Genomic DNA, 20,111 nt, shown 5'->3' with positions numbered 1-20,111 from the left:
TTGTAATTGTCTAATTGTATGCCAAGAGGAGGTTTTTAAAATTTTGGCAGACTTTTGAGACGGATTGTGAAATTTTGGCAGAAAAAAGTCCACCTGTTATAAGTGAACTTTCTATTAAATTTTAGTTTTTCTTTCCTGCAGCCTGCATCGGATTGACCTTTCCATTGGCGCCTCCTCTCACAGTTCCATTTTGTTTTTCCTTGAAAACATGGAATTTTGAAGTTTCAGGAGAACTGCCGTCATTACTCCAAAAGTTGTTTGAAGTATCAATATCTGCAGTTTCTCTCATTGGATCGAGTTGAATTGATCTTAACTTTTTATCGAAATAGAAAGTTTTTGAAATTTTCTTTTCATTGTGTCTCCAAATTTGAGCTGATGATTTATCTCTTAATTTTGAACCGTCTTCAAAGGTGAATTCAAGAATAACAGGCATTACCAAACCTCCTTTATTTACAAAGTCAATTTGATAAGCATTGATGTTTTTAAGCTTTTCCTGTTCTTTTTTGTCTAAAGCTATATTTCCTTCTGTTTTTAAAGTGTATTCTTTATTGGTATCTACTTTTTCCTGACCACGGTCATAGCGATAATAAAAATCCTGAAGGTCTTTGTCTTTTTCCACTTCAAAATTAATGGTCTTATCTTCTCTGTTTCGGATCTTTGAAATATCTTCAAAAGGATTTTGTAGTGGTTCTTCTACTTTATATTTTCCTTCAACAGATTCTGAAATTGTATTAAAATCCGGACTTGCTATGGTTACTTTATCGATCGCAATATCTACAGGATCTGTTCCGTAAAACCAACCTCTCCAGAACCAATCTAAGTCTTCACCGCTTGCATCTTCCATTGTTCTGAAAAAATCTGCAGGTTCAGGATGTTTGAAAGCCCATCTTTTAGAATAAGTTTTAAAAGCTTTGTCGAAAAGCTCTCTTCCCATAATGGTTTCACGAAGAATATTCAATCCTGTCGCAGGTTTTGAATAGGCATTCGGACCAAACTGAATAATATTTTCAGAATTACTCATAATCGGTTCAAGCTGGTCTTTCGGAAGTTTCATGTAATCAACGATCGTCCAAGCCGGACCACGTTTTGAAGGGAATTTATTGTCCCATTTTTCTTCCGTTAAATATTCTGTAAATGTATTTAAACCTTCATCCATCCAGCTCCATTGTCTTTCGTCTGAATTGATGATCATCGGGAAAAAATTGTGCCCAACTTCATGAATAATTACACCGATCATTCCGTTTTTGGTACCTTCAGAATAAGTTCCGTCTTTTTCGGTTCTTCCAAAGTTGAAACAAATCATCGGATATTCCATTCCATTTGAAGCTTCTACAGACTGCGCTACCGGATAAGGATAAGGAATTGTAAATTCTGAATATGTTTTAATCGTATGAGCGATAGCTTTTGTTGAATATTTTCTATAAAGACCATAGGCTTCTTTAGGATAGAAACTCATAGCCATTACTTTATTATTGTTTTCAGGAATGGTAACGCCCATGGCATCCCAAACAAATTTTCTTGAAGAAGTCCAGGCAAAATCTCTCACATCTTTTGCTTCAAAAACCCATGTTTTTCTTTGTTTTGAGTGATTTTTTTCTGCTTTTTTAGCTTCATCCAAAGTCACAATTTCTACAGGTTCGTTCGAAGTCTGGGACTTTTTATATCTTGATAATTGTTCTGATGAAAGAACCTGTTCGTAATTTTTACATTCTCCGGTACCACCAATAATGTGATCGGCAGGAACGTTCATCGAAACTTTATAATTTCCAAAAACTAAAGCAAATTCACCTCTTCCTGTGAACTGATGATTTTGCCATCCGTGAAAATCACTATAAACACACATTCTAGGAAACCATTGTGTAATGGTGTACAGGTCATTTCCGTCTTCTGCGAAATTTTCGTAACCGCCACGACCTCCCATTTTTATTCTGTTTGGAATATTGTAGTTCCAATCAACTTTAAAGATAAATTTTTCGCCTTTCTTCAAAACTTTAGGCAAATCAATGCGCATCATGGTTTTGTTGACGGTGTATTTCAAAGGATTTCCTGAAGCATCAGTTACTTTTTCCAAATTTACGCCGTAACCATTATCTTTTACCGGAAGCTCAGAAGTCTTTAACTGCTGATCATTCAAAGATTTCGGAAGGGTAGAAGAGAACTGATAATCAGCTTTATTTAATGTTGACTGTTGGTTTTCGTCTAGCTGAAGCCAAATGTAATCTAAATCATCGGGTGAATTGTTGTGATAAGTAACTGTTTCAGAACCTTTCAGATTTCTTTTATCTTCATCCAGATATGCGGTGATGTCATAGTCTGCTCTGTTTTGCCAATAAGCCTGTCCCGGAGCTCCTGATGCTGTCCTGTAAACGTTTGGCGTAGGAAGAATGGTTCCCAACTGTTCAAACCTGTTTCCGTGATTGCTTCCCGGATTATTTTGAATATTCTGAGCAAAAGCGCCGGTATAAAATAGAACTGAAAGTGCAGCAACTTTAAATTTCATAGCTAATATTTTTAATTGTTTTCAGGAAAAGCTAACCACCAGTCTTCCATTGATTTTATAATAGGCAAAAAGGCAATCCCTTTTTCTGTTAATTTGTATTCTACTCTCGGAGGAATTTCAGCATAGGCAATTCTCAAAATAAGACCGTCGTTTTCCAATTCTTTTAAAATCGTGGTTAATGTTCCCTGTGCTAAATTATCTAATTCCCGCTTCAGAACTCCGAATCTTTTTGGGCATTCATTAGCAATAATTTTTATCAGAGAGATCTTCCATTTGCCATTGATCATTTTCAAAGCGTGCTCTGCGTAGCAATTATTTGCCAGAAAAAGAAAATTTTCTGTACAGCTAACGGTTTCATTATCAGAATTAGTATTAAAATTCATACTGAGTATGTTTTTTTTACCTACTTGACAGCAGGATTTGAGGTTCTTATTTTTGATGCCGTAAAGTTAAAATATTATCAATAAAAATGAGAAATTTTCAAGAGTTTAACAAATGGCTGAGTTTAATTGTCATTTCGATGTCGATTTTTTTATGTGTTTTGGATCTTTTCATTGTTAATATTGCAATACCATCTATTAAAAATTCTATCAACGCAAGTACCGCCGAAACGCAGTTTATAATCGTCTTTTATATTATCGGCTACGGTGCTTTTCTGATTACGGGAAGTAAAATAGGGAACAAATATGGGCACAAGAAAACTTTTATCGTTTCCATGTTCAGCTTTATGTTGTTCTCATTTTTTTGTGGAAGTTCTACTTCTGCAACAGCATTGAATGTAAGTCGGCTTTTCCAGGGGATCTCGGCTGCTTTTATGGTTCCGCAGGGCGTTGCTTTAATATCCAATGTTTTTACAATTGAAGAAGAAAGGGTAAAAGCTTTGGGAATTTACGGTGCGATTGCAGGAATAGCCTCAGTTATAGGACAGGTTTTAGGCGGAATAATCCCTGATCTTCATTTTAGTTTTGATGCATGGCGACTTGTTTTCTTTATTAATATTCCGATTGCTCTTTTGGTTATTATTTTAGCAAATAAATATCTGAAAGAAGTTGAAATTAAAGGGAAAGAATCCATCCAAATCTTTCCACAAATGATATTGATCATTCTCCTGATCGTTTTGATGTATGAAATTGTAATTGGTGGAGAAGAAGGGTGGAGTACAACTAATATTTTATTGTTGTTTTCATCTTTAGTAGGTTTGATTATTTTTATTTTAAATCAAAAAAAGAAATTTGAAAAGGGAAAAGAAGTTTTAATCAACATGAAACCCTTCTTATATCCAAGTTTTAAAATAGCGCTTTTTGCAGCGGTTACTTATTACTTAGTTCAGGATTCTTATTTTTTCATCAATGCCAATTTTTTTGAAGAACACCATCATTTGAGCTCTACAAAAACAGGATTATTATTTGCTTGCCAAGGAATCGGTTATGTTTTAGCATCTTTATTATCCGTTAGATTTTTAAATAAATATCAGGAGAAATTTATTGTTTTCGGCTTAGTGATCATGATTTTAGGACTTGTAGCCCATATTTATACCATCAATACCTTAGTAATCAACTTACCAATTATTTGCGTTGTATTATTCTTTTACGGAATAGGATGCGGAATCGTTTTGCCATCGATGTTTACCAATGCAATGAGAAAATTACCTGTTTCAATTACTTCCCTTGCAAGCGGGGTTTATTTGACAATACAACAGATCTCCATAGGATTTGGGGTAAGCTTGGTAGGCAGGGTTTATTTTAGTTTTGATGATGGATACTTTATGGCAACTTTAGTAATGATCGTTTTACTGTTGGTTACCATAAGTATATTTTTAATTTCAGGTTTTAGATTAAAAAGGAATTCTCTCTAAAGTCATTTTTAAAGCCAATGCAAAAACGCCCGATGATACAAACAAAATCCAGTCTTTTTTGTTGATTTTGAAAAGATTTAATAAAATAAATAACAAGACCAATATTGCAATTACAATAACGATTTGCCCAACTTCTAAGCCAATATTAAAACCTAACAACGGAACGGCGATGCTCTGGCTTTTAGCAATCATCACTCTTGCAGTATTGGCAAATCCTAACCCGTGAATCAGTCCGAAAAATAAGGCTAAATAATAATTGGTTTTATTCTGAGTCTGTTTTTTATTTTTCATTACAATATTTCCGGCAGCGGTTAAAACAATCGTCAACGGAATCAAAAATTCAACCCAATCTGAAGGAAGTCTTACCACATCGAGAATACTTAAAGCCAATGTTATAGAATGTCCGATGGTAAATGCAGTTACCAGAATTAAGATTTTTTTCCAGTCTTTGGCGGAATAAACAGCGATTAAGGCTAAAACAAAAAGCTGATGATCAAGCGCATCTAATGAAATAATGTGTTCCCAACCGAGTTTTAAATAAAATAAAAAGTCTTGCATTATGGTATGAATATTAGGTTTACGAAAATAATGATTAATTTCGGAACAGATTTGAATGGTTAATGAGTTTTATAAATATGAAAAAAGTTTTTGTTTTTTTAGTACCACTTTTATTGTTGTTTTCTTTTACCAAAGTAAAACACCCTTATCACGTCGGTTCTGTAGAAATTAATTACAATTCAAAATCAAAAACTTTTGAAATTACCGGAAGATTTTTCTTGGATGATTTAGAAAATGGTCTTAGTAAAAAATACGGAAAACCTTTTCATTTTAATGATGTGAAATATAAAGCTCAGATTAATGAGGCTTTAAAAAATTACAGTGCTGAATATTTAAAACTCAAAACAGATAATGAGTTTCTAAAAATAAATTACGTCGGCTATGAAGAAGACAGCGAATCAGTAAATATTTATTTGGAATCTGAAAAAGTGGAAAATCCTAAAAAAGTAGAAGCTGCGGTGAGTTTTCTGTATAATTTATTTGATGACCAGATTAATTTGGTACATATCATCGTTAATGGAAACCGTAAAAGTGAAAAACTTACGTATCCGAATCGATACTTATTTCAACAGTTTTAAAATTTATTTTTGAAGTTGCAGTAAAGCATTTTCAGCTTTTGCATGAGCTAAAAGGTCAGGAAAAAAATCGTCATAGCATTTCTGCAAAATCTCTTTGTTGTCTAAAAAAGCCTGGAAAACGGGAATGTCTTTATCTAAATATTTCGCTTTATTCAAAACATTCTGAATACTGAATTTAATTCCCCAGTCTTCACGATAATTATACAACCAATCATCGTGTTCCATTTTTGCGAGCATTTTTTTGAAATTTTCTGAAAGAAACTGCTCATTTTCATTAAGAATTCGGTATACTTTTAACGAATGTTCTTTCCATCCTTTTAAAGAATTGAGACTGAAATCTGTCGCTAGAAAATAATCCATCGAAACATCTACAAAAGCACCTGCGTAAAGCCTTACGAGCGGACTGAAAACTTTTTTTGCTTCATGTATTGCAGGATGAGAATCGGTAAATGTATCAATTGCGCGATGAAGAGTAATACCGTCCTGAATGTCTTTCGGGAAAGAATAGCGGTCTTTATTTCGAATAAAATCTTCGAGAAACTGCCCGACAATTTGTCCGTCATTAAAAGTAAGAAAAGAGTGGGCGAGAAAGTTCATATACTATAAAGATAATATAAATTTTAACTCGTATGTTATTTTTTTTTAGATAGAAATTATAATAACAACATTTATTTTTCTTGATTTATTTTAAGAAAATTTTTTTAATATGAATCAAGATCAGTTTCAAAACATCATTAAAAGAATTGGGAGGTAATGAAGGTGGCAACATTTTTTTTCTTTCAAAAATAGAACGAAAGAATGCTTAAAATGGTTTAGATTATAATTTTGATGAAAAAAAAATATGAGTTTAAAGTTTTGATTTTTAGCTATTTGTAAATTAAAAGTGTTCCGGTTTATAAATCTGAATGTTTTTTTCTGAATTCAGAAGGGTTAAATCCTGTCATCCTTTTGAAGATAGTATTGAAAGATGTTTTAGAATTAAATCCGGAGTCAAAAGCAATACTCAACATAGAATTTTTTTTTTGCGAAGGATCGAGTAAAATTTTTTTTGCGAATTCTACACGATATTTATTCACAAATTGGAAAAAATTCTCATTAAAACCACTATTTAGTAAGTACGAAAGTTGATGCACATTAATATTTATTAATTTGGCGAGTTTTAATAAATTGAGCTCACCATCAAGATAAGGTTTTTCAGCTTCCATCATAGCAAGCAGTTTTGACTTTAAATTATCAAAGTCTTGATCAGAAATTAGTTTTTTTCTTCCAATTGGAAGTTCTTCTTCTAGTTCCAAAGAAAGAAGTTCTTCTCTGTCTTTTTTATTAATCGGGTAAATTTCTTTTTGGCACATAACCTGAAAAGAAGTACTATAAACAGTAAAGAGGAACAACAAATCCATTACCAAATGCTGATGCAGCTTATAAATAAGCATATTGAAAAGTTCATAGCTAACCGTAACAATAATAGTTGCAAAAAGTAATAAGTTTAACTTTTTAAGCCATTGTAAATTAATACTTTCGGTATTGGAAGAAATAGTCTCAATTTTTTTTTGATGTTTTTTAATTCTGAAGTACATAATTGCTATATAGGGAAGATTGTGGAAAATTGCTACAAAATCTGAAATACTTCCTAATGTTTTATTCCCTTCAGAATTCAATAATAAGATTAGATAAATGCTAGGAACAATTAAACAAATGAAATCCGTTTTTTTGAAAATGTAATTTGGATTAATAAAAAACACTACACTGAACAACAAAAATATTGGTGTGAAAATCTGGATAAAATAAATGAAAAATATAAGTAATGGATTCGGAGAAAAACCGCAGATATTCAAAATATCAAAAACCCAATAACTTGACCATAGAAAAAGAAACAGACTGAAGAAAAAATTAGCTTTTTTGTTTACTTTCATGGGATTAATAAGGATTGTGAATGATACAATTAATAACCCGCCATAAATCAATATAAGAACAAAATTTTGTATGTTTTCGAATGACATTTTTTATTTTTTTAGAATTAAAAGTTCTAGAATTTTCTCAATACTTATCCAAAACTACACTCTGCAAAATCTTCAACTTTACTTGTTTTTTTATAATTCCAAGGTTTTTCTTTTCAGAATTTCCTTTAATGTGGAAAAGGAAGCCTTATCATAGCCCAGTATTTTCAATCTGTAAGATTCTTTAGTTTAAATGTGAGATACCTTCACTCAAATAAATTTTGTTCCTCATACACAAAAAAGTGAGTGAGGAAGCTCATAAACGAATATAGAAATTTTTAAATAAAGTTCGGTCATTAATTAATGTTTCTACCCAAACTCCGTTTTCAATTTTCTGATATTTGAAATTGATACTGTTGAATTTTATTTCATTTTGAGAATTATCGTGAAATAAAGTTGAGTTTATTCAATTGTTTATAAGGAAATTTTTCTTGAGCAATATTCAGCATTTCCTGGCTGAAATCTACACCATGTGTTGCGAAATTTAATAATCTTCCTCTTCCGCAACCTAAATCTAAGATATTTGAATATCTTTTTTCTTAAAAATGAATTCAAAAAAATATTTTTCCTGCCCATCAATATATTTTCCGTAAGAGTTTTCAAATCTGTTTTCATTATAGGTTTTTGCAAGATCATTATAATATTGATGAATTTGGTTTTTAATCATTTTAAATTTAATTCTTCGAGAGATGAATTTAGATAAAAAAACAAATCCTCAGAAAAATATTCTGAGGATTTATAAAATTTATGCCGGAAATTATTTTATAATAAATTTTTTACTTCCAACTAAAGAATTTTTATCTGTGTAAACACTCAGGAAGTATTCTCCAGAAGGTAAACCTCTCAGATTAATACTTTTTTTGTCAGACGTTAATACGATTTGACCTAAAACATTGATGACTTTAAAAGTGTAAATTTCATCGTTTTTAATCCAGATATTGATTTCGTCTTTTGCAGGATTCGGATAGATGGTAAAGTCTTTTACATCTTTGTTTTTTATTTCGAAAGTACCCAAATTTGCGGTCGGCATAAATTGGGAAACTACACAGGCAAAACGCGAAAAGCCAAAAGCTTCGTTGGAAGGGTTTTGATTTCCTATTGCTATTCCTGTAGGTTCAGCATTAAAATTTACAGCAGGATTTGACCACCTGTTGATTCTGGAACAGTTAAAACCATTATCTGCGCATTCATCATTATATGCCATGATTGTTCTCCATCTTTGTGAAGAAACACTTGATGTGCCTAGATTGATAGCCGTTCGATTGATATAACCATGATGATTGCTACAAGGTGTTGTCGCAGTAGAAGCATACCAATCGTGATTAAGTCCCATATTATGACCCATTTCGTGAGCCAAACTGTAATTTGAGACAACACAATTAAATAATGTTACTGTAAATGCACTATTCGCAGTGTAATTTGTAGGATTACTATTTAAATACCCTAATCCACAAATGCTTGTAGGAGTAGAGGTTACCAATGCACAAAGATCGGCTCCGTAAGTTGTTCTTAAAGTGTGCACATCATCCATGAATCCATCATTATTATTTCTAAATCTTGGTAAATCGGTATAAATATCTCCGGATTCTGTATAATCAATTTCACCAGAATAAACGAGATTAATTGTGGTATTGGTAACTCCTGAATTGATGAGTGCGGTATTGAAATTGGTGATTGCAGTAGCCACAAAAGAATTGCTTTGTGCAGCTCCGCCCCAAGAAGCTCTTGCTACAGAAGTATAAACAATCAAAACATCAATCGTTGTTGCGGGACAAATCGCTGTAGTTTCTGAACAAATATTAGCATTAACTTTTTGGGACACTGAAGAATCACTTAAAATAAAATCTGTAGTAGAATCTTTATTGATCAAAGCAGATTCGCTGACTACAGAAACGGCAAATAGATTGTTTTCAAGCTGATGAAAAATTATTTTCTCTCCTAAAATTGAAGTGTACATTCCTGTAATTGCATTTCCAGCTTTTGATAAAACCAATTCAGATTTTGGCTCGTTTTCAATAATGAAAACCGAAGATTCAGATTTATTACTGTACAGGAAAGATTTCGAATATTTAGCTTTAATTGTTCTGTTATTGGGTAAACTAATTTCAAGATCAGATTTTATATCAAACGAGGATTGCGTATAGTATTTTGTGAGAATATAAATTGCTGCTAAAGTCTTGTTAACCTTTTGTTGTTGGCTTAAATTATTTTCACTGATTGTGTTTTGGAAAATCTTGTTTTGAGAAAAAATTACAATACTGCAGAACAGCATTAAGAAAGTAATTTTATTTTTCATAATTGTCTCAGGTTTAGAGTTTTATTGTGTGTAAATGTAATAATTTTTTATTAAAATAATCTTTCATGAAAATCCTCAACCTTACTCACTTCTTCAATCTTGATCCCAAATTTTCTTTTTGGAATTTTATTTAAATTAGAAACAAAAATTTTCTCATAACCTAATTTTTCTGCCTCGGTAATTCTTTGTTCAACCTGTGCTACAGGGCGAATTTCTCCACTCAAGCCAATTTCGCCTGCAAAACAGAAGTGTTCAGAAATTGCAATGTCTTCATTTGATGAAAGAATAGAAGCGACAACTGCTAAATCTAAAGCCGGATCATCAGTCTTAATTCCTCCGGTAATATTTAAGAAGACGTCTTTTGCACCCAATTGAAAACCTGCTCTTTTTTCAAGAACAGCCAAAAGCATATTTAATCTTTTAGAATCAAAACCGGTGCAGCTTCTTTGCGGAGTTCCATAAACTGCGGTACTTACCAATGCCTGAATTTCAAGAAGCATCGGTCGGTTTCCTTCCAAAGTTACTGCTACAGAATTTCCTGAAAGTTCTTCAAATTTTTTGGTAATTAAGATTTCGGAAGGATTTTTTATTTCTTTTAAACCTTGAGAAACCATTTCGTAGATTCCTATTTCTGCGGTGGAACCGAAACGGTTTTTATTAGCTCTCAATAGCCTGAAAAGATGGTTTCTATCACCATCAAAGTTTAAAACAACATCGACCATGTGTTCTAAAACTTTTGGTCCTGCAATTTGTCCATCTTTTGTGATGTGACCTACCAAAAATACGGGAACGTTGTTTTCTTTAGCATATTTAATAATCTCATTCGAGCATTCACGAATCTGAGAAACTGTTCCGGGTGAGCTTTCAATTAATTGAGATTGGAGCGTTTGTATAGAATCTATAATCACGAAATCCGGTTCTAATTTTTTAGCTTCATGAAGAATTTTTTCTAAAGAAGTTTCAGTATATAAAAAACAGTTTGGATTTTTGACATCGGCTAAACGGTCAGCTCTCATTTTAATTTGAGACGCACTTTCTTCACCGGAAACATAGAAAATTTTCTTCTTCATTTTTAAAGCAAGCTGAAGAAGCAGAGTAGACTTACCGATTCCGGGTTCACCACCAATCAAGGTAACAGAACCTAAAACAATTCCGCCTCCCAAAACACGGTTTAGTTCATCAGAAGGTGTTTTTATTCTCGGCTCTTCAACGGCTTCAACTTCGATGATGTTGATGACGTTTTGTTTTGTTTTTGAGAAAGGAGGTGTTTTTGAAGATGTTTTTTCTACAATTTCTTCTACCAAAGTGTTCCATTCCAGACAGTTTTTACATTGCCCGGTCCATTGAGGGTATTGTGATCCACAGTTTTGACAGAAATATGCTGTTTTAAGTTTTGCCATACTGCGAAGTTCAAGATTTTTTTTGAAATTTTACTTAATTTTCGGATATGAAAAATATTTTTTTGAGTTTAGTAGTTTTTGTTGTGATGTCTCTTTTGCATGCTCAATTCACAGATTGGATTGTGAGGTTATTAAAATTACGAGGTGGAGATTATGCAATGTACTCTATTGTGATACTTATTTTCAGTTCTGTAATTACAGCAATAGGATTGGCTACCGTTATTATTTTTAGAAAAAGTTATGATTCAATTTTAAAAATAGCGATTTTGTATGAGGTTATTTATTTGTTGTTTTTGATAATCTCAGGAAATAATCCTTTCAAATATTTTTGGCAACCGACGAATGAAAATCTTTTGATGACAATGATGTACAGTAATTCAATAGTTGTATTTCTCTTGATGTTCTTAATTCATCTGCTATATTCAAAAATAACCTCTTCAAAAAATAATAACTTATCATAGGTCAATATTCCATAATAATATACTGACTATATTTGTCATTATAAATTTAAAAAAATGAAAAAAATACTATTAAGCTTTGCTTTTGCTTTAGTAAGCGCATTCACTTTTGCACAAACTACTTGGACGGTGGATCCGGCGCACTCATCAATTAATTTCAATATTAAGCACATGGGAATTAGTTTTGTGCAGGGAAGATTTGATCAGTTCAAAGGTGAAGTACATACTCCGGGTGCAAATTTAGATAGTGGTCATTTCAACTTTGTGGTGATGCCTGAATCTATCAACACTGGAGTAGAGATGAGAGATAAGCATTTGAAAAGTACAGATTTCTTCGATGCTGAAAAATTTCCGCAAATGCGTTTTGAAAGTGCATCTTTCACAAAAGTTAAAGGCAATGATTATATCCTAAAAGGTAAATTAACGATTAAGGATGTAACAAAAGAGATAAGCATTCCGGTAACTTTCGGCGGTATTACAAAAAATCAACAAGGAAAAGAAGTTGCGGGCTTACAGGCAAAATTTACAGTAAATCGTTTAGATTATAATATTAAATATGATCCAACTGGAGCAGGTGTTGCAAAAGATGTTGAGGTTACTTTATTTTTAGAATTAGCGAAATAATAAATTTCTATATATAATTTGGTTTAGGTGAAAGGTTTTTCAAATTAATTTTGGGAAACCTTTTTTCTTTTTATTATTCGGCTTTTCAATTAAAATAAAGTTAATTTCAGAATTTAAAAGTGCAACAAAATTGCTTTGCATTTGTTTTTGCCCTAACTTTGCACAAACCTAATCTAATGAGTAAAAAGAATACAAAGTACATCTTTGTGACAGGAGGTGTAACTTCATCTTTGGGAAAGGGAATCGTTTCTGCTTCTCTGGGACTTCTACTAAAATCACGCGGCTTTAATGTAACGATTCAAAAACTGGATCCTTATATTAATATCGACCCAGGAACATTAAACCCTTATGAACACGGAGAATGCTATGTAACCGAAGATGGTGCGGAGACGGATCTGGATTTAGGACACTATGAGCGTTATCTTGATGCGCCTACTTCTCAAAACAACAACGTTACAACAGGAAAAATCTACCAAACGGTTATCGAAAAAGAAAGAAAAGGAGACTTTCTTGGAAAAACAGTTCAGGTAATTCCTCATATCACGAACGAAATTAAGCGTAGAATTAAAATTTTATCTAAACAGAACTACGATATCATTATTACTGAGATCGGAGGAACTGTGGGAGATATAGAATCTTTGCCTTACATTGAAACTGTACGTCAGTTGAAGTGGGAATTGGGTGAGAAAAATTCTATGGTGATTCACTTAACTTTACTGCCATATTTGGCTTCAAGTGGAGAATTAAAAACAAAACCTTCTCAGCATTCTGTTCGTCAATTGATGGAAAGCGGAATTATGGCCGATGTTTTGGTTTGTAGAACGGAACACAAAATTCCGAAAGATCAGAGAGCAAAACTAGCTCAGTTCTGTAATGTTTCTTTGGATAATGTAATTGAATGTAAAGATTTGGAAACGATTTATGAAGTTCCAATGTACCTTCAAAAACAAAACTTTGATGATGTAGTTCTTAAAGAATTAGATCTTAAAAGTGATAAAAAAGCAGATCTGAAAGACTGGGAAACTTTCTTGAAGAAATTTAAAAATCCAAAGAAGACTGTAGAAATTGCTTTGGTAGGAAAATATGTTTCTCTTCAGGATTCTTATATTTCTATTGCTGAAGCTTTCAAACATGCAGGTGCAGATTTGGAAACCGAAGTAAAAGTAAGATGGGTTTACAGTGGTGATTTAACTAAAGAAAATATCAAAGAAACTTTAGATGGAGTTTCAGGTATTTTGGTTGCACCAGGATTTGGTGACAGAGGTATTGAAGGTAAAATTCTTACCGCTCAGTATGCAAGAGAAAATAAAGTTCCCATGTTAGGAATTTGTTTAGGAATGCAGATCATGACTGTGGAGTTTGCAAGAAATGTTTTAGGATATTCTAAAGCCAACTCAATGGAATTTGATTCTTCTACAGAGCATCCTGTAATTTCTTTAATGGAAGAACAGAAAAATGTAGTCGACAAAGGAGGTACAATGCGTCTTGGAGCTTGGAAATGTTCTTTGAAAAACGGTTCAAAATTAAACGAAATTTACGGAGCGAAAAATATTTCTGAAAGACACCGTCACCGTTATGAATTCAACAGTGATTATATCGGCGAATTCGAGAAAAACGGCTTCTTAGCAACAGGTACAAATCCTGAAACAGGTTTGGTAGAAGCATTAGAAATGCCGAATCATCCATTCTATGTTGGGGTACAGTATCACCCGGAATATAAGAGTACGGTTGCAACACCGCATCCTTTATTCAGAGCTTTCATTAAAGCATGTTCAGCTAAATAAAGTAATTCTAAAATTACAAACGTCATATATAAACTCAGACTGATTATTCTCAGCCTGAGTTTATTATATAGTAACACATTATAGTATAGAGTTTTGATAAAAAAACAGTATTTTTGTCGACTCTAAAATGTATAACATTTTGATATACATTTTAAATGAAAATTTGAACCCCAAAAGAAATAAAAGCTTTTAGTCTAAAAAACTTGGAGTATTTCACTTTTTAATAAATAAAAGTTCTCAAAATAAGAAAATCAAAGATTTTCAAAAACTTTAATGTTCTTTTAAAAGAATTGAGATGCTTTAGAAGAATTATTAAAAAACTTTTGTGCCTTTTGTGGTTAATTAAAGAAAAAAATATTTAAAAAATTTTAATAAAAATAAAATGCAACAGAACAACGGACTCGATAAAAGTCAGATTATTAGTTTTGCGGTTTTATGTTTGGTTCTTTTCGGATTCATGTTTTATTTCCAAAGGAATAGCGCTGAAGAAGAAAAACTGAAAGCTGAACAACAGAAAACAGAACAGGCTAAAACTCCAGTGAAACAAACTCCGGCAGCCGATATCAATCCCAATGTAACCCCGAATGCGATTCAGGTTTCCAATTTGGCAAACAACGAGCTGAAGCTTGAGTTTTCAAGTTTAGGAGGTCAGGTTTCAAAAGTTGAGCTTTTAAAATACAAAGCTTACGATCAGAAAACTGACAAAGCCGATCTTCCGCTTAATCTGATTACAAAAAATAACTCGAGCTACGGTTTTCAATTCAAAAATAAATCTGGAAAAACTGTCAACACCAAAGATTTGGTGTTTTCTCCAGTTGTTAATGGTAACTCAGTTACTTTAACGGCAAACTACAACGGTGCAGCCATTCAGTTTATTTATACTTTAAATAATAATCCTAAAGCTGAGCTTAAAGATCAATATACTTTAGATTTTAAAGTGAGAACTCAAGGTTTGGCGAATGTAACTTCTGATAATAAAGCAGATTTTACTTGGGATTATAGTGTAAGAAACTTAGAAAAAGGTAGAGCTCAGGAACAAACCCATTCAGAATTTGCTTATGCATTTAATAATTATAAAGATTATGATTATGACGGCAGAACAGATATGAATGAGGAAAAAGAAACCCTTAACTGGATCGGTGTAAAACAGCAGTTTTTCTCTTCTGTAATCGAATCTAAAACAGGTTTCACAAATAGTAAAGGAAATCAGGAGTCAATTGAAGAAGGCGAATATTTGAAAAAATTGAATTTCGAAGGTTTCGTAGCAATGAACGGAGGGGAATTTAATCAGGATTTTACATGGTATTTTATGCCATTGGATTTACCTTTATTAAAATCTTACGACAAAAATTTTGACGAAATTTTACCTTTAGGATGGTCTTTCATCGGAGGAATGAACCGTTATTTCTTCATGTGGTTATACAGTATTATCGCAGGATGGGGAATATCTGCAGGTTGGGTAATTTTCTTAATGACGATTATTGTGAAATTGATCTTGTCGCCAATTATGTATAAGCAGCATAAATTGAGTGCGATGATGAAAGTAATTCGTCCTGAGATTGATGAAGCGAATGCAAAATTCAAGGATGCAGATCCTATGAAAAAACAACAGGCAACCATGGAAATCTATAGAAAAGCAGGCGTTAATCAAATGGCGGGATGTCTTCCGGCGTTGGTGCAAATTCCGATTTTCTACGCATTGTTCAGATTCTTCCCGAACTTTATCGACTTAAGAGGACAAGGATTCTGGTTTGCAAAAGACCTTACCGCATATGATGATTTGATTAAACTACCATTTAAAATTCCTTTCCTGGGAGATCATTTAAGTGTTTTTGCGATTGCATGTACGATTGTGATTTTAATTTATACGGTAATGACTTCAGGAAATATGCAGCAGCCACAACAGGAAGGTATGCCAAATATGAAAGTGATTATGTATATTTTCCCTATCACATTCTTATTCTTTTTAAATACTTCTGCATCGGGTTTATCTTGGTATTATTTTGTATCGAATGCAATTAATATTTTGATTATTCTCGTCATTAAGTATGTAATTCTGGATGAAAAGAAAATTCATGCCCAAATTCAGGCCAACAAAGAAAAGCCTAAAGCGGAAGGGAAATTCCAAAAACGAATGAGAGAAATGATGGAAAAGGCTCAGGACGCACAGAAAGCGCAAGAGCAAACGAAAGGCAAGAAAAAATAACTTATTATAACAGAAAGAGAAGCAATTTATTGCTTCTCTTTTTTATTTAGAAATAATTTAAATTAACAAGAGGCTTATTTCTTTAATGATAATTCACCAGTGACTTATCTCTAGTCATATTTTAAACGGAAAGACTGTCGGTGATATTTTGTGATACCGTGCTTTATCAGGGCTTCCTGATGCTTTTTTGTGGCGTAACCAAAGTTAGTATTCCACCCATACTCCGGATGTTCTTCGTGGAGTTCTATCATCAGTTTATCGCGATAATTTTTTGCTAAAATAGAAGCTGCTGCGATTGATAAAAATTTAGAATCCCCTTTAATTACACATTGATGAGGAATAAAATTATAAGGGTGAAATTTATTTCCGTCTACCAAAATAAACTCGGGTCTTATAGTTAGCATATCTAAAGCATTGTGCATGGCATGAATACTGGCGTTCAATATATTATGTTCATCAATGAATGCAGGAGAAAGCTCAGCAATTGCAAAACTTTTTACATTATCTTTAATGTAACTATCCAAATCCATCCTCGTTTTAAAGCTCAACTTCTTTGAATCGTTAACAAGGCTCTGCTCAAAATTTTCATCTAAAATTACAGCTGCCGCAACAACCGGTCCGCACAGGCAACCTCTTCCAACTTCGTCGCAACCTGCTTCGATATAATTATTTGACCATTTCTTTAATAAATCCATAAATTTTAACATTTAAGAGTTGTGAAAATGTAGTAAAACCTCAAATGTTATGTTAAAAATAATAATTTTTTAAAATTTTAACAGTTTTATATGAGAAGTTTTTACAACTTTGTTCACACAAAATTAATATTAATATGAAGAAACTAACCGCAGGGGTACTAATTTTAGTACTTTCCTCGTCTTTTGTGGTTGCCCAAGCGCAAACAAAGCCAGGAGATACCCTAAAAACACAAGAAATTGAAGGTGTAGTTGTTACTGCACTGGGAATTAAGAGAGAAAAAAAAGCTCTAGGGTATTCTTCTCAAACTCTCGATGCAGAAAAGGTAAATTCTGTACCTACTAATAACTTTATCAATAACCTATCGGGGAAAGTTGCCGGTATGGAGATTAAAAACAACGGAAACTTTGGAGGTTCTAGTAATATCATATTAAGAGGTACAAAGAGTTTGACCGGAGATAATCAAGCATTAATTGTTTTAGATGGAGTTCCTATTATAAGTGGAAACTTAAATTCAAGTGATGCATCAAAAGGGCGTGACGGTTTTGACTTTGGTAATGCGACTTCTGATATTGACCCCAACAATATTGAGTCAATCAACGTACTAAAAGGCGCTGCTGCAACAGCTCTTTATGGAAGTATGGCTTCAAATGGAGCTGTAATTATTACTACTAAAAAAGGGAAGAGAAGTAAATCATTGGGTCTTACAGTAAATTCAACTGTTTCTGTTGGAGAAATCGATCGATCTACATTTCCTAAATATCAGAAATTATATGGAGCAGGATATTCCGGAGCTGACAGTTTCTCTAATAAAGATGTAAATGGTGACGGAATTATTGATATTCTTGCACCGACTGGTGATGACGCTTCTTATGGAGCAGCATTTGATCCTAATTTAATGGTTTACCAATGGAATTCTTTTGTCCCCGGAAATCCTAATTTTGGAAAAGCAACACCTTGGACGGCTGCTAGAAACGATCCTTCTAAATTTTTTCAAAAATCTCTGTCATTTGTAAACAGTTTTAATTTAAATGGGGGCGATGAAATTAATACTTATAACTTAACCTTTACCAATAATTACGAAACAGGTATTCTGCCAAACAGTAGATTAAACAAAAATATGTTGAGCGGTAATTACAGCCGTAAATTTTCTGATAAACTCACAGCCCGTACTTTTCTGACATTTAATGATCAAACAACAGTAGGTAGAAACTCTGTAGGCTATGGAGATAATATCATGACTGGTTTCAGACAATGGTGGCCAATAAATGTGGATGTTTTAGAATTAAGAGATGAATTTTTCAGAACAAACCAAAATTATACATGGAACATGAATGCCCCATTAGAAGGAGACTTATCTGCAGCATTTTGGAATAATCCTTACTGGGACAGATACAAAAATTATTCTTCTGATGATAAAACAAGGTTAATTGCCGGAGGTGAATTGTCTTACGATGTTACAGATAAATTCAATATCTTAGGTAGAGCTACTGTAGATTACACTAATAGTAAACAAGAAATCAGAAAGGCAATAGGAAGTCATGCTGAAGAGTTTGGCTTATCTCAGGCTGATGAAACTTCAGGATATTGGGTGTTTGATGATACAATCATGAGACAAACTTATGATGTAATTGGGCGATATAATTTAAATATTTCGGATAAGATGAATGCGCTTTTCGTAGCCGGTGGTCAATTTATGGATCAACATCAAAGAAGTATGGAAAATTCAACCACGGGTGGATTAATTATTCCGGATCTTTATACTATAGGAAATTCCAGAGCTTACTTCCCCCCTATTGAAACAAATGTTAGAGGACAGAAAGCAGGAGTCTATGCACAGGCATCTTTTGACTATGATAAATTTTTGTATTTAGAAGGTACGGTTCGTAACGATACTTCAAGTGCGCTTCCAAAAGCAAATAATAATTATACTTATTTCTCTTTAGGTTCTAGTTTTGTATTTAGTGAATTAGTTAAACCTAGTTGGTTAAATTTTGGGAAAGTAAGACTAAGCTACGCGGAAGTAGGTAATGATATGGCATTTGGAAGACCTGGTTTTTTTGCTAATAGGGGAACTGTTAGTGGTAATCCAATGGCAGATATTAGTACAACTTATGTAGACTTTAACAGCTTAAAACCGGAAAGACAAAAAAGCTGGGAAGTAGGTCTTGAAACTTCAATGTTTAAGAGAAGGGTAACTTTAGATGTTTCGTTGTATAAAACAAATACAGAAGATTTATTGTTTAGTGTGCCACAATCTCCTTCCACCAAATATAGTTTTTCACTTATTAATGCTGGAGAAACTGAAAACAAAGGTATCGAGGTTGCGCTAGGACTTGTTCCATTAAAAAGTGAAAACTTCCAATGGGATATTAATTTGAACTGGTCTCGTAACAGAAATATAGTTAAAGCTCTTAATCAAGGAAGAGATAATCTACAATTGGCAAGTTTTCAGGAAACATCATTAAATGCTACTGTTGGTCAAGCATACGGAACTTTTAGAGGGACAGGATTTGTGTATGATGCAAATGGTAACAAAATAGTAGATGATGATGGATATTATTTAGTCGCTACAGATAAGGTTATAGGAAATATACAACCAGATTGGATTGGTGGTGTTTACAATACCTTTAGATATAAAAATCTATCTCTTGGTTTTTTAATTGATGTTAGAAAAGGAGGTAGTGTTTACTCTTTAGACCAGTCTTATGGAGGATATACAGGAATCTATGAATATACAGGAGGACTAAATGATTTAGGGAATCCTGTCAGAAATACACTTGATAATGGTGGAGGTATAGTCCTTTCAGGAGTAAAACAGGATGGTACTCCAAATGATATCAGAATAGATGCTTCTACTGCAGGCGCAGCTTTTGGTACAGATGGAGGTTTACCTCAAGAAGCTTTTGTTTATGATGCTTCATACGTAAAGCTAAGAGAAGCAAAGATTTCTTATAGCTTACCTGCTGATTTATTAAAAAATACTTTTATTAAAGGAATGACTTTAAGCCTGATGGGACAGAATTTATGGATTATTCATAAAAATCTACCTGATGCAGATCCTGAAGCAGGAACTTCTTCAGGTAACGTTCAAGGGTTCCAGTCTGGTGTGATGCCGACTACGCGTATTTATTCATTCAATGTTAAATTAGACTTCTAAAT

At 33.0% G+C, this 20,111-nt stretch carries 17 protein-coding genes; 7 read left to right on the top strand and 10 right to left on the bottom strand.

What is annotated here, in order from left to right; translation table 11 throughout:
- Positions 1-121: 121 nt before the first annotated feature.
- Positions 122-2,500, bottom strand: coding sequence for a M1 family metallopeptidase (locus tag FDY99_RS06465; protein ID WP_139420079.1), 2,379 nt, complete (start codon positions 2,498-2,500; stop codon positions 122-124).
- Between the two features lie 11 nt (positions 2,501-2,511).
- The gene (locus FDY99_RS06460; RefSeq protein WP_066681811.1) at positions 2,512-2,883 is read right to left on the bottom strand and encodes a winged helix-turn-helix transcriptional regulator; all 372 of its coding nucleotides are present in this window, start codon (positions 2,881-2,883) and stop codon (positions 2,512-2,514) included.
- An 86-nt stretch (positions 2,884-2,969) separates the two neighbouring features.
- Between FDY99_RS06460 and FDY99_RS06455 the strand changes: the two genes are divergently transcribed.
- On the top strand, positions 2,970-4,355 hold the full coding sequence (locus FDY99_RS06455) for an MFS transporter (protein WP_139420077.1): 1,386 nt from the start codon (positions 2,970-2,972) through the stop codon (positions 4,353-4,355).
- On the opposite strand, the gene FDY99_RS06450 is transcribed toward FDY99_RS06455, so the two are convergent.
- Positions 4,335-4,913: a HupE/UreJ family protein gene (locus FDY99_RS06450; RefSeq protein WP_139420075.1), complete on the bottom strand. Its 579-nt coding sequence runs from the start codon at positions 4,911-4,913 to the stop codon at positions 4,335-4,337. The genes FDY99_RS06455 and FDY99_RS06450 overlap by 21 nt on opposite strands.
- Positions 4,914-4,990: 77 nt before the next feature.
- Here FDY99_RS06450 and FDY99_RS06445 point away from each other — a divergent pair, with 77 nt between their 5' ends.
- Entirely contained in the window at positions 4,991-5,491 is a 501-nt protein-coding gene (locus FDY99_RS06445; protein WP_139420073.1) for a DUF6702 family protein, read from the top strand.
- A gap of 3 nt (positions 5,492-5,494) precedes the next feature.
- On the opposite strand, the gene FDY99_RS06440 is transcribed toward FDY99_RS06445, so the two are convergent.
- From FDY99_RS06440 to radA, 6 genes are all read right to left on the bottom strand, one after another.
- A complete protein-coding gene (locus tag FDY99_RS06440; protein WP_139420071.1) occupies positions 5,495-6,088 on the bottom strand; it encodes an acyl carrier protein phosphodiesterase in 594 nt (197 codons plus the stop codon).
- A 296-nt stretch (positions 6,089-6,384) separates the two neighbouring features.
- On the bottom strand, positions 6,385-7,149 hold the full coding sequence (locus tag FDY99_RS06435) for a helix-turn-helix domain-containing protein (RefSeq protein WP_228448747.1): 765 nt from the start codon (positions 7,147-7,149) through the stop codon (positions 6,385-6,387).
- 719 nt (positions 7,150-7,868) lie between these two features.
- The gene (locus tag FDY99_RS23685) at positions 7,869-8,009 is read right to left on the bottom strand and encodes a methyltransferase domain-containing protein (RefSeq protein ID WP_139423771.1); all 141 of its coding nucleotides are present in this window, start codon (positions 8,007-8,009) and stop codon (positions 7,869-7,871) included.
- Positions 8,003-8,155, bottom strand: a complete 153-nt coding sequence (locus FDY99_RS22955) for a hypothetical protein (protein ID WP_162304145.1) — start codon at positions 8,153-8,155, stop codon at positions 8,003-8,005. The genes FDY99_RS23685 and FDY99_RS22955 overlap by 7 nt, the downstream gene beginning before the upstream one ends.
- Positions 8,156-8,245: 90 nt before the next feature.
- Positions 8,246-9,784, bottom strand: a complete 1,539-nt coding sequence (locus FDY99_RS06425; protein ID WP_139420067.1) for a zinc-dependent metalloprotease — start codon at positions 9,782-9,784, stop codon at positions 8,246-8,248.
- Positions 9,785-9,834: 50 nt separating this feature from the next.
- Complete coding sequence (gene radA / locus FDY99_RS06420) at positions 9,835-11,184, bottom strand: DNA repair protein RadA (RefSeq protein WP_102980508.1); 1,350 nt, start codon at positions 11,182-11,184, stop codon at positions 9,835-9,837.
- A gap of 47 nt (positions 11,185-11,231) precedes the next feature.
- On the opposite strand from radA, the gene FDY99_RS06415 reads away from it, so the two are divergent.
- The 4 genes from FDY99_RS06415 to yidC all read left to right on the top strand — a co-directional run bounded on the left by FDY99_RS06415 (position 11,232) and on the right by yidC (position 16,256).
- Positions 11,232-11,645, top strand: a complete 414-nt coding sequence (locus FDY99_RS06415) for a hypothetical protein (RefSeq protein WP_139420065.1) — start codon at positions 11,232-11,234, stop codon at positions 11,643-11,645.
- 54 nt (positions 11,646-11,699) lie between these two features.
- On the top strand, positions 11,700-12,266 hold the full coding sequence (locus FDY99_RS06410; RefSeq protein ID WP_139420063.1) for a YceI family protein: 567 nt from the start codon (positions 11,700-11,702) through the stop codon (positions 12,264-12,266).
- Between the two features lie 176 nt (positions 12,267-12,442).
- Positions 12,443-14,050 carry a CTP synthase gene (locus FDY99_RS06405; RefSeq protein ID WP_074232284.1) on the top strand — a complete coding sequence of 536 codons (1,608 nt, stop codon included), beginning with the start codon at positions 12,443-12,445 and terminating at the stop codon, positions 14,048-14,050.
- A 382-nt stretch (positions 14,051-14,432) separates the two neighbouring features.
- Entirely contained in the window at positions 14,433-16,256 is a 1,824-nt protein-coding gene (yidC, locus tag FDY99_RS06400; RefSeq protein ID WP_139420061.1) for a membrane protein insertase YidC, read from the top strand.
- A 110-nt stretch (positions 16,257-16,366) separates the two neighbouring features.
- Here the strand turns inward: yidC and FDY99_RS06395 are convergent, their stop codons facing one another.
- Positions 16,367-16,951, bottom strand: a complete 585-nt coding sequence (locus FDY99_RS06395; RefSeq protein ID WP_139420059.1) for a ribonuclease HII — start codon at positions 16,949-16,951, stop codon at positions 16,367-16,369.
- 134 nt (positions 16,952-17,085) lie between these two features.
- Between FDY99_RS06395 and FDY99_RS06390 the strand changes: the two genes are divergently transcribed.
- Positions 17,086-20,109: a SusC/RagA family TonB-linked outer membrane protein gene (locus FDY99_RS06390; protein ID WP_139420057.1), complete on the top strand. Its 3,024-nt coding sequence runs from the start codon at positions 17,086-17,088 to the stop codon at positions 20,107-20,109.
- Positions 20,110-20,111 lie beyond the last annotated feature (2 nt).

The organism is Chryseobacterium mulctrae (assembly GCF_006175945.1).
In the GTDB taxonomy this organism is placed as follows: Bacteria; Bacteroidota; Bacteroidia; order Flavobacteriales; family Weeksellaceae; genus Chryseobacterium; species Chryseobacterium mulctrae.
This window is presented reverse-complemented; position numbering and strand designations above follow the sequence as displayed.

Excerpts from the sequence above, each read along its gene's own strand:
- FDY99_RS06465 (WP_139420079.1), bottom strand. The coding sequence starts at position 2,500 with ATGAAATTTAAAGTTGCTGCACTTTCAGTTCTATTTTATACCGGCGCT.
- FDY99_RS06460 (WP_066681811.1), bottom strand. The coding sequence starts at position 2,883 with ATGAATTTTAATACTAATTCTGATAATGAAACCGTTAGCTGTACAGAA.
- FDY99_RS06455 (WP_139420077.1), top strand. The coding sequence starts at position 2,970 with ATGAGAAATTTTCAAGAGTTTAACAAATGGCTGAGTTTAATTGTCATT.
- FDY99_RS06450 (WP_139420075.1), bottom strand. The coding sequence starts at position 4,913 with ATGCAAGACTTTTTATTTTATTTAAAACTCGGTTGGGAACACATTATT.
- FDY99_RS06445 (WP_139420073.1), top strand. The coding sequence starts at position 4,991 with ATGAAAAAAGTTTTTGTTTTTTTAGTACCACTTTTATTGTTGTTTTCT.
- FDY99_RS06440 (WP_139420071.1), bottom strand. The coding sequence starts at position 6,088 with ATGAACTTTCTCGCCCACTCTTTTCTTACTTTTAATGACGGACAAATT.
- FDY99_RS22955 (WP_162304145.1), bottom strand. The coding sequence starts at position 8,155 with ATGATTAAAAACCAAATTCATCAATATTATAATGATCTTGCAAAAACC.
- FDY99_RS06425 (WP_139420067.1), bottom strand. The coding sequence starts at position 9,784 with ATGAAAAATAAAATTACTTTCTTAATGCTGTTCTGCAGTATTGTAATT.
- radA (WP_102980508.1), bottom strand. The coding sequence starts at position 11,184 with ATGGCAAAACTTAAAACAGCATATTTCTGTCAAAACTGTGGATCACAA.
- FDY99_RS06415 (WP_139420065.1), top strand. The coding sequence starts at position 11,232 with ATGAAAAATATTTTTTTGAGTTTAGTAGTTTTTGTTGTGATGTCTCTT.
- FDY99_RS06410 (WP_139420063.1), top strand. The coding sequence starts at position 11,700 with ATGAAAAAAATACTATTAAGCTTTGCTTTTGCTTTAGTAAGCGCATTC.
- FDY99_RS06405 (WP_074232284.1), top strand. The coding sequence starts at position 12,443 with ATGAGTAAAAAGAATACAAAGTACATCTTTGTGACAGGAGGTGTAACT.
- yidC (WP_139420061.1), top strand. The coding sequence starts at position 14,433 with ATGCAACAGAACAACGGACTCGATAAAAGTCAGATTATTAGTTTTGCG.
- FDY99_RS06395 (WP_139420059.1), bottom strand. The coding sequence starts at position 16,951 with ATGGATTTATTAAAGAAATGGTCAAATAATTATATCGAAGCAGGTTGC.
- FDY99_RS06390 (WP_139420057.1), top strand. The coding sequence starts at position 17,086 with ATGAAGAAACTAACCGCAGGGGTACTAATTTTAGTACTTTCCTCGTCT.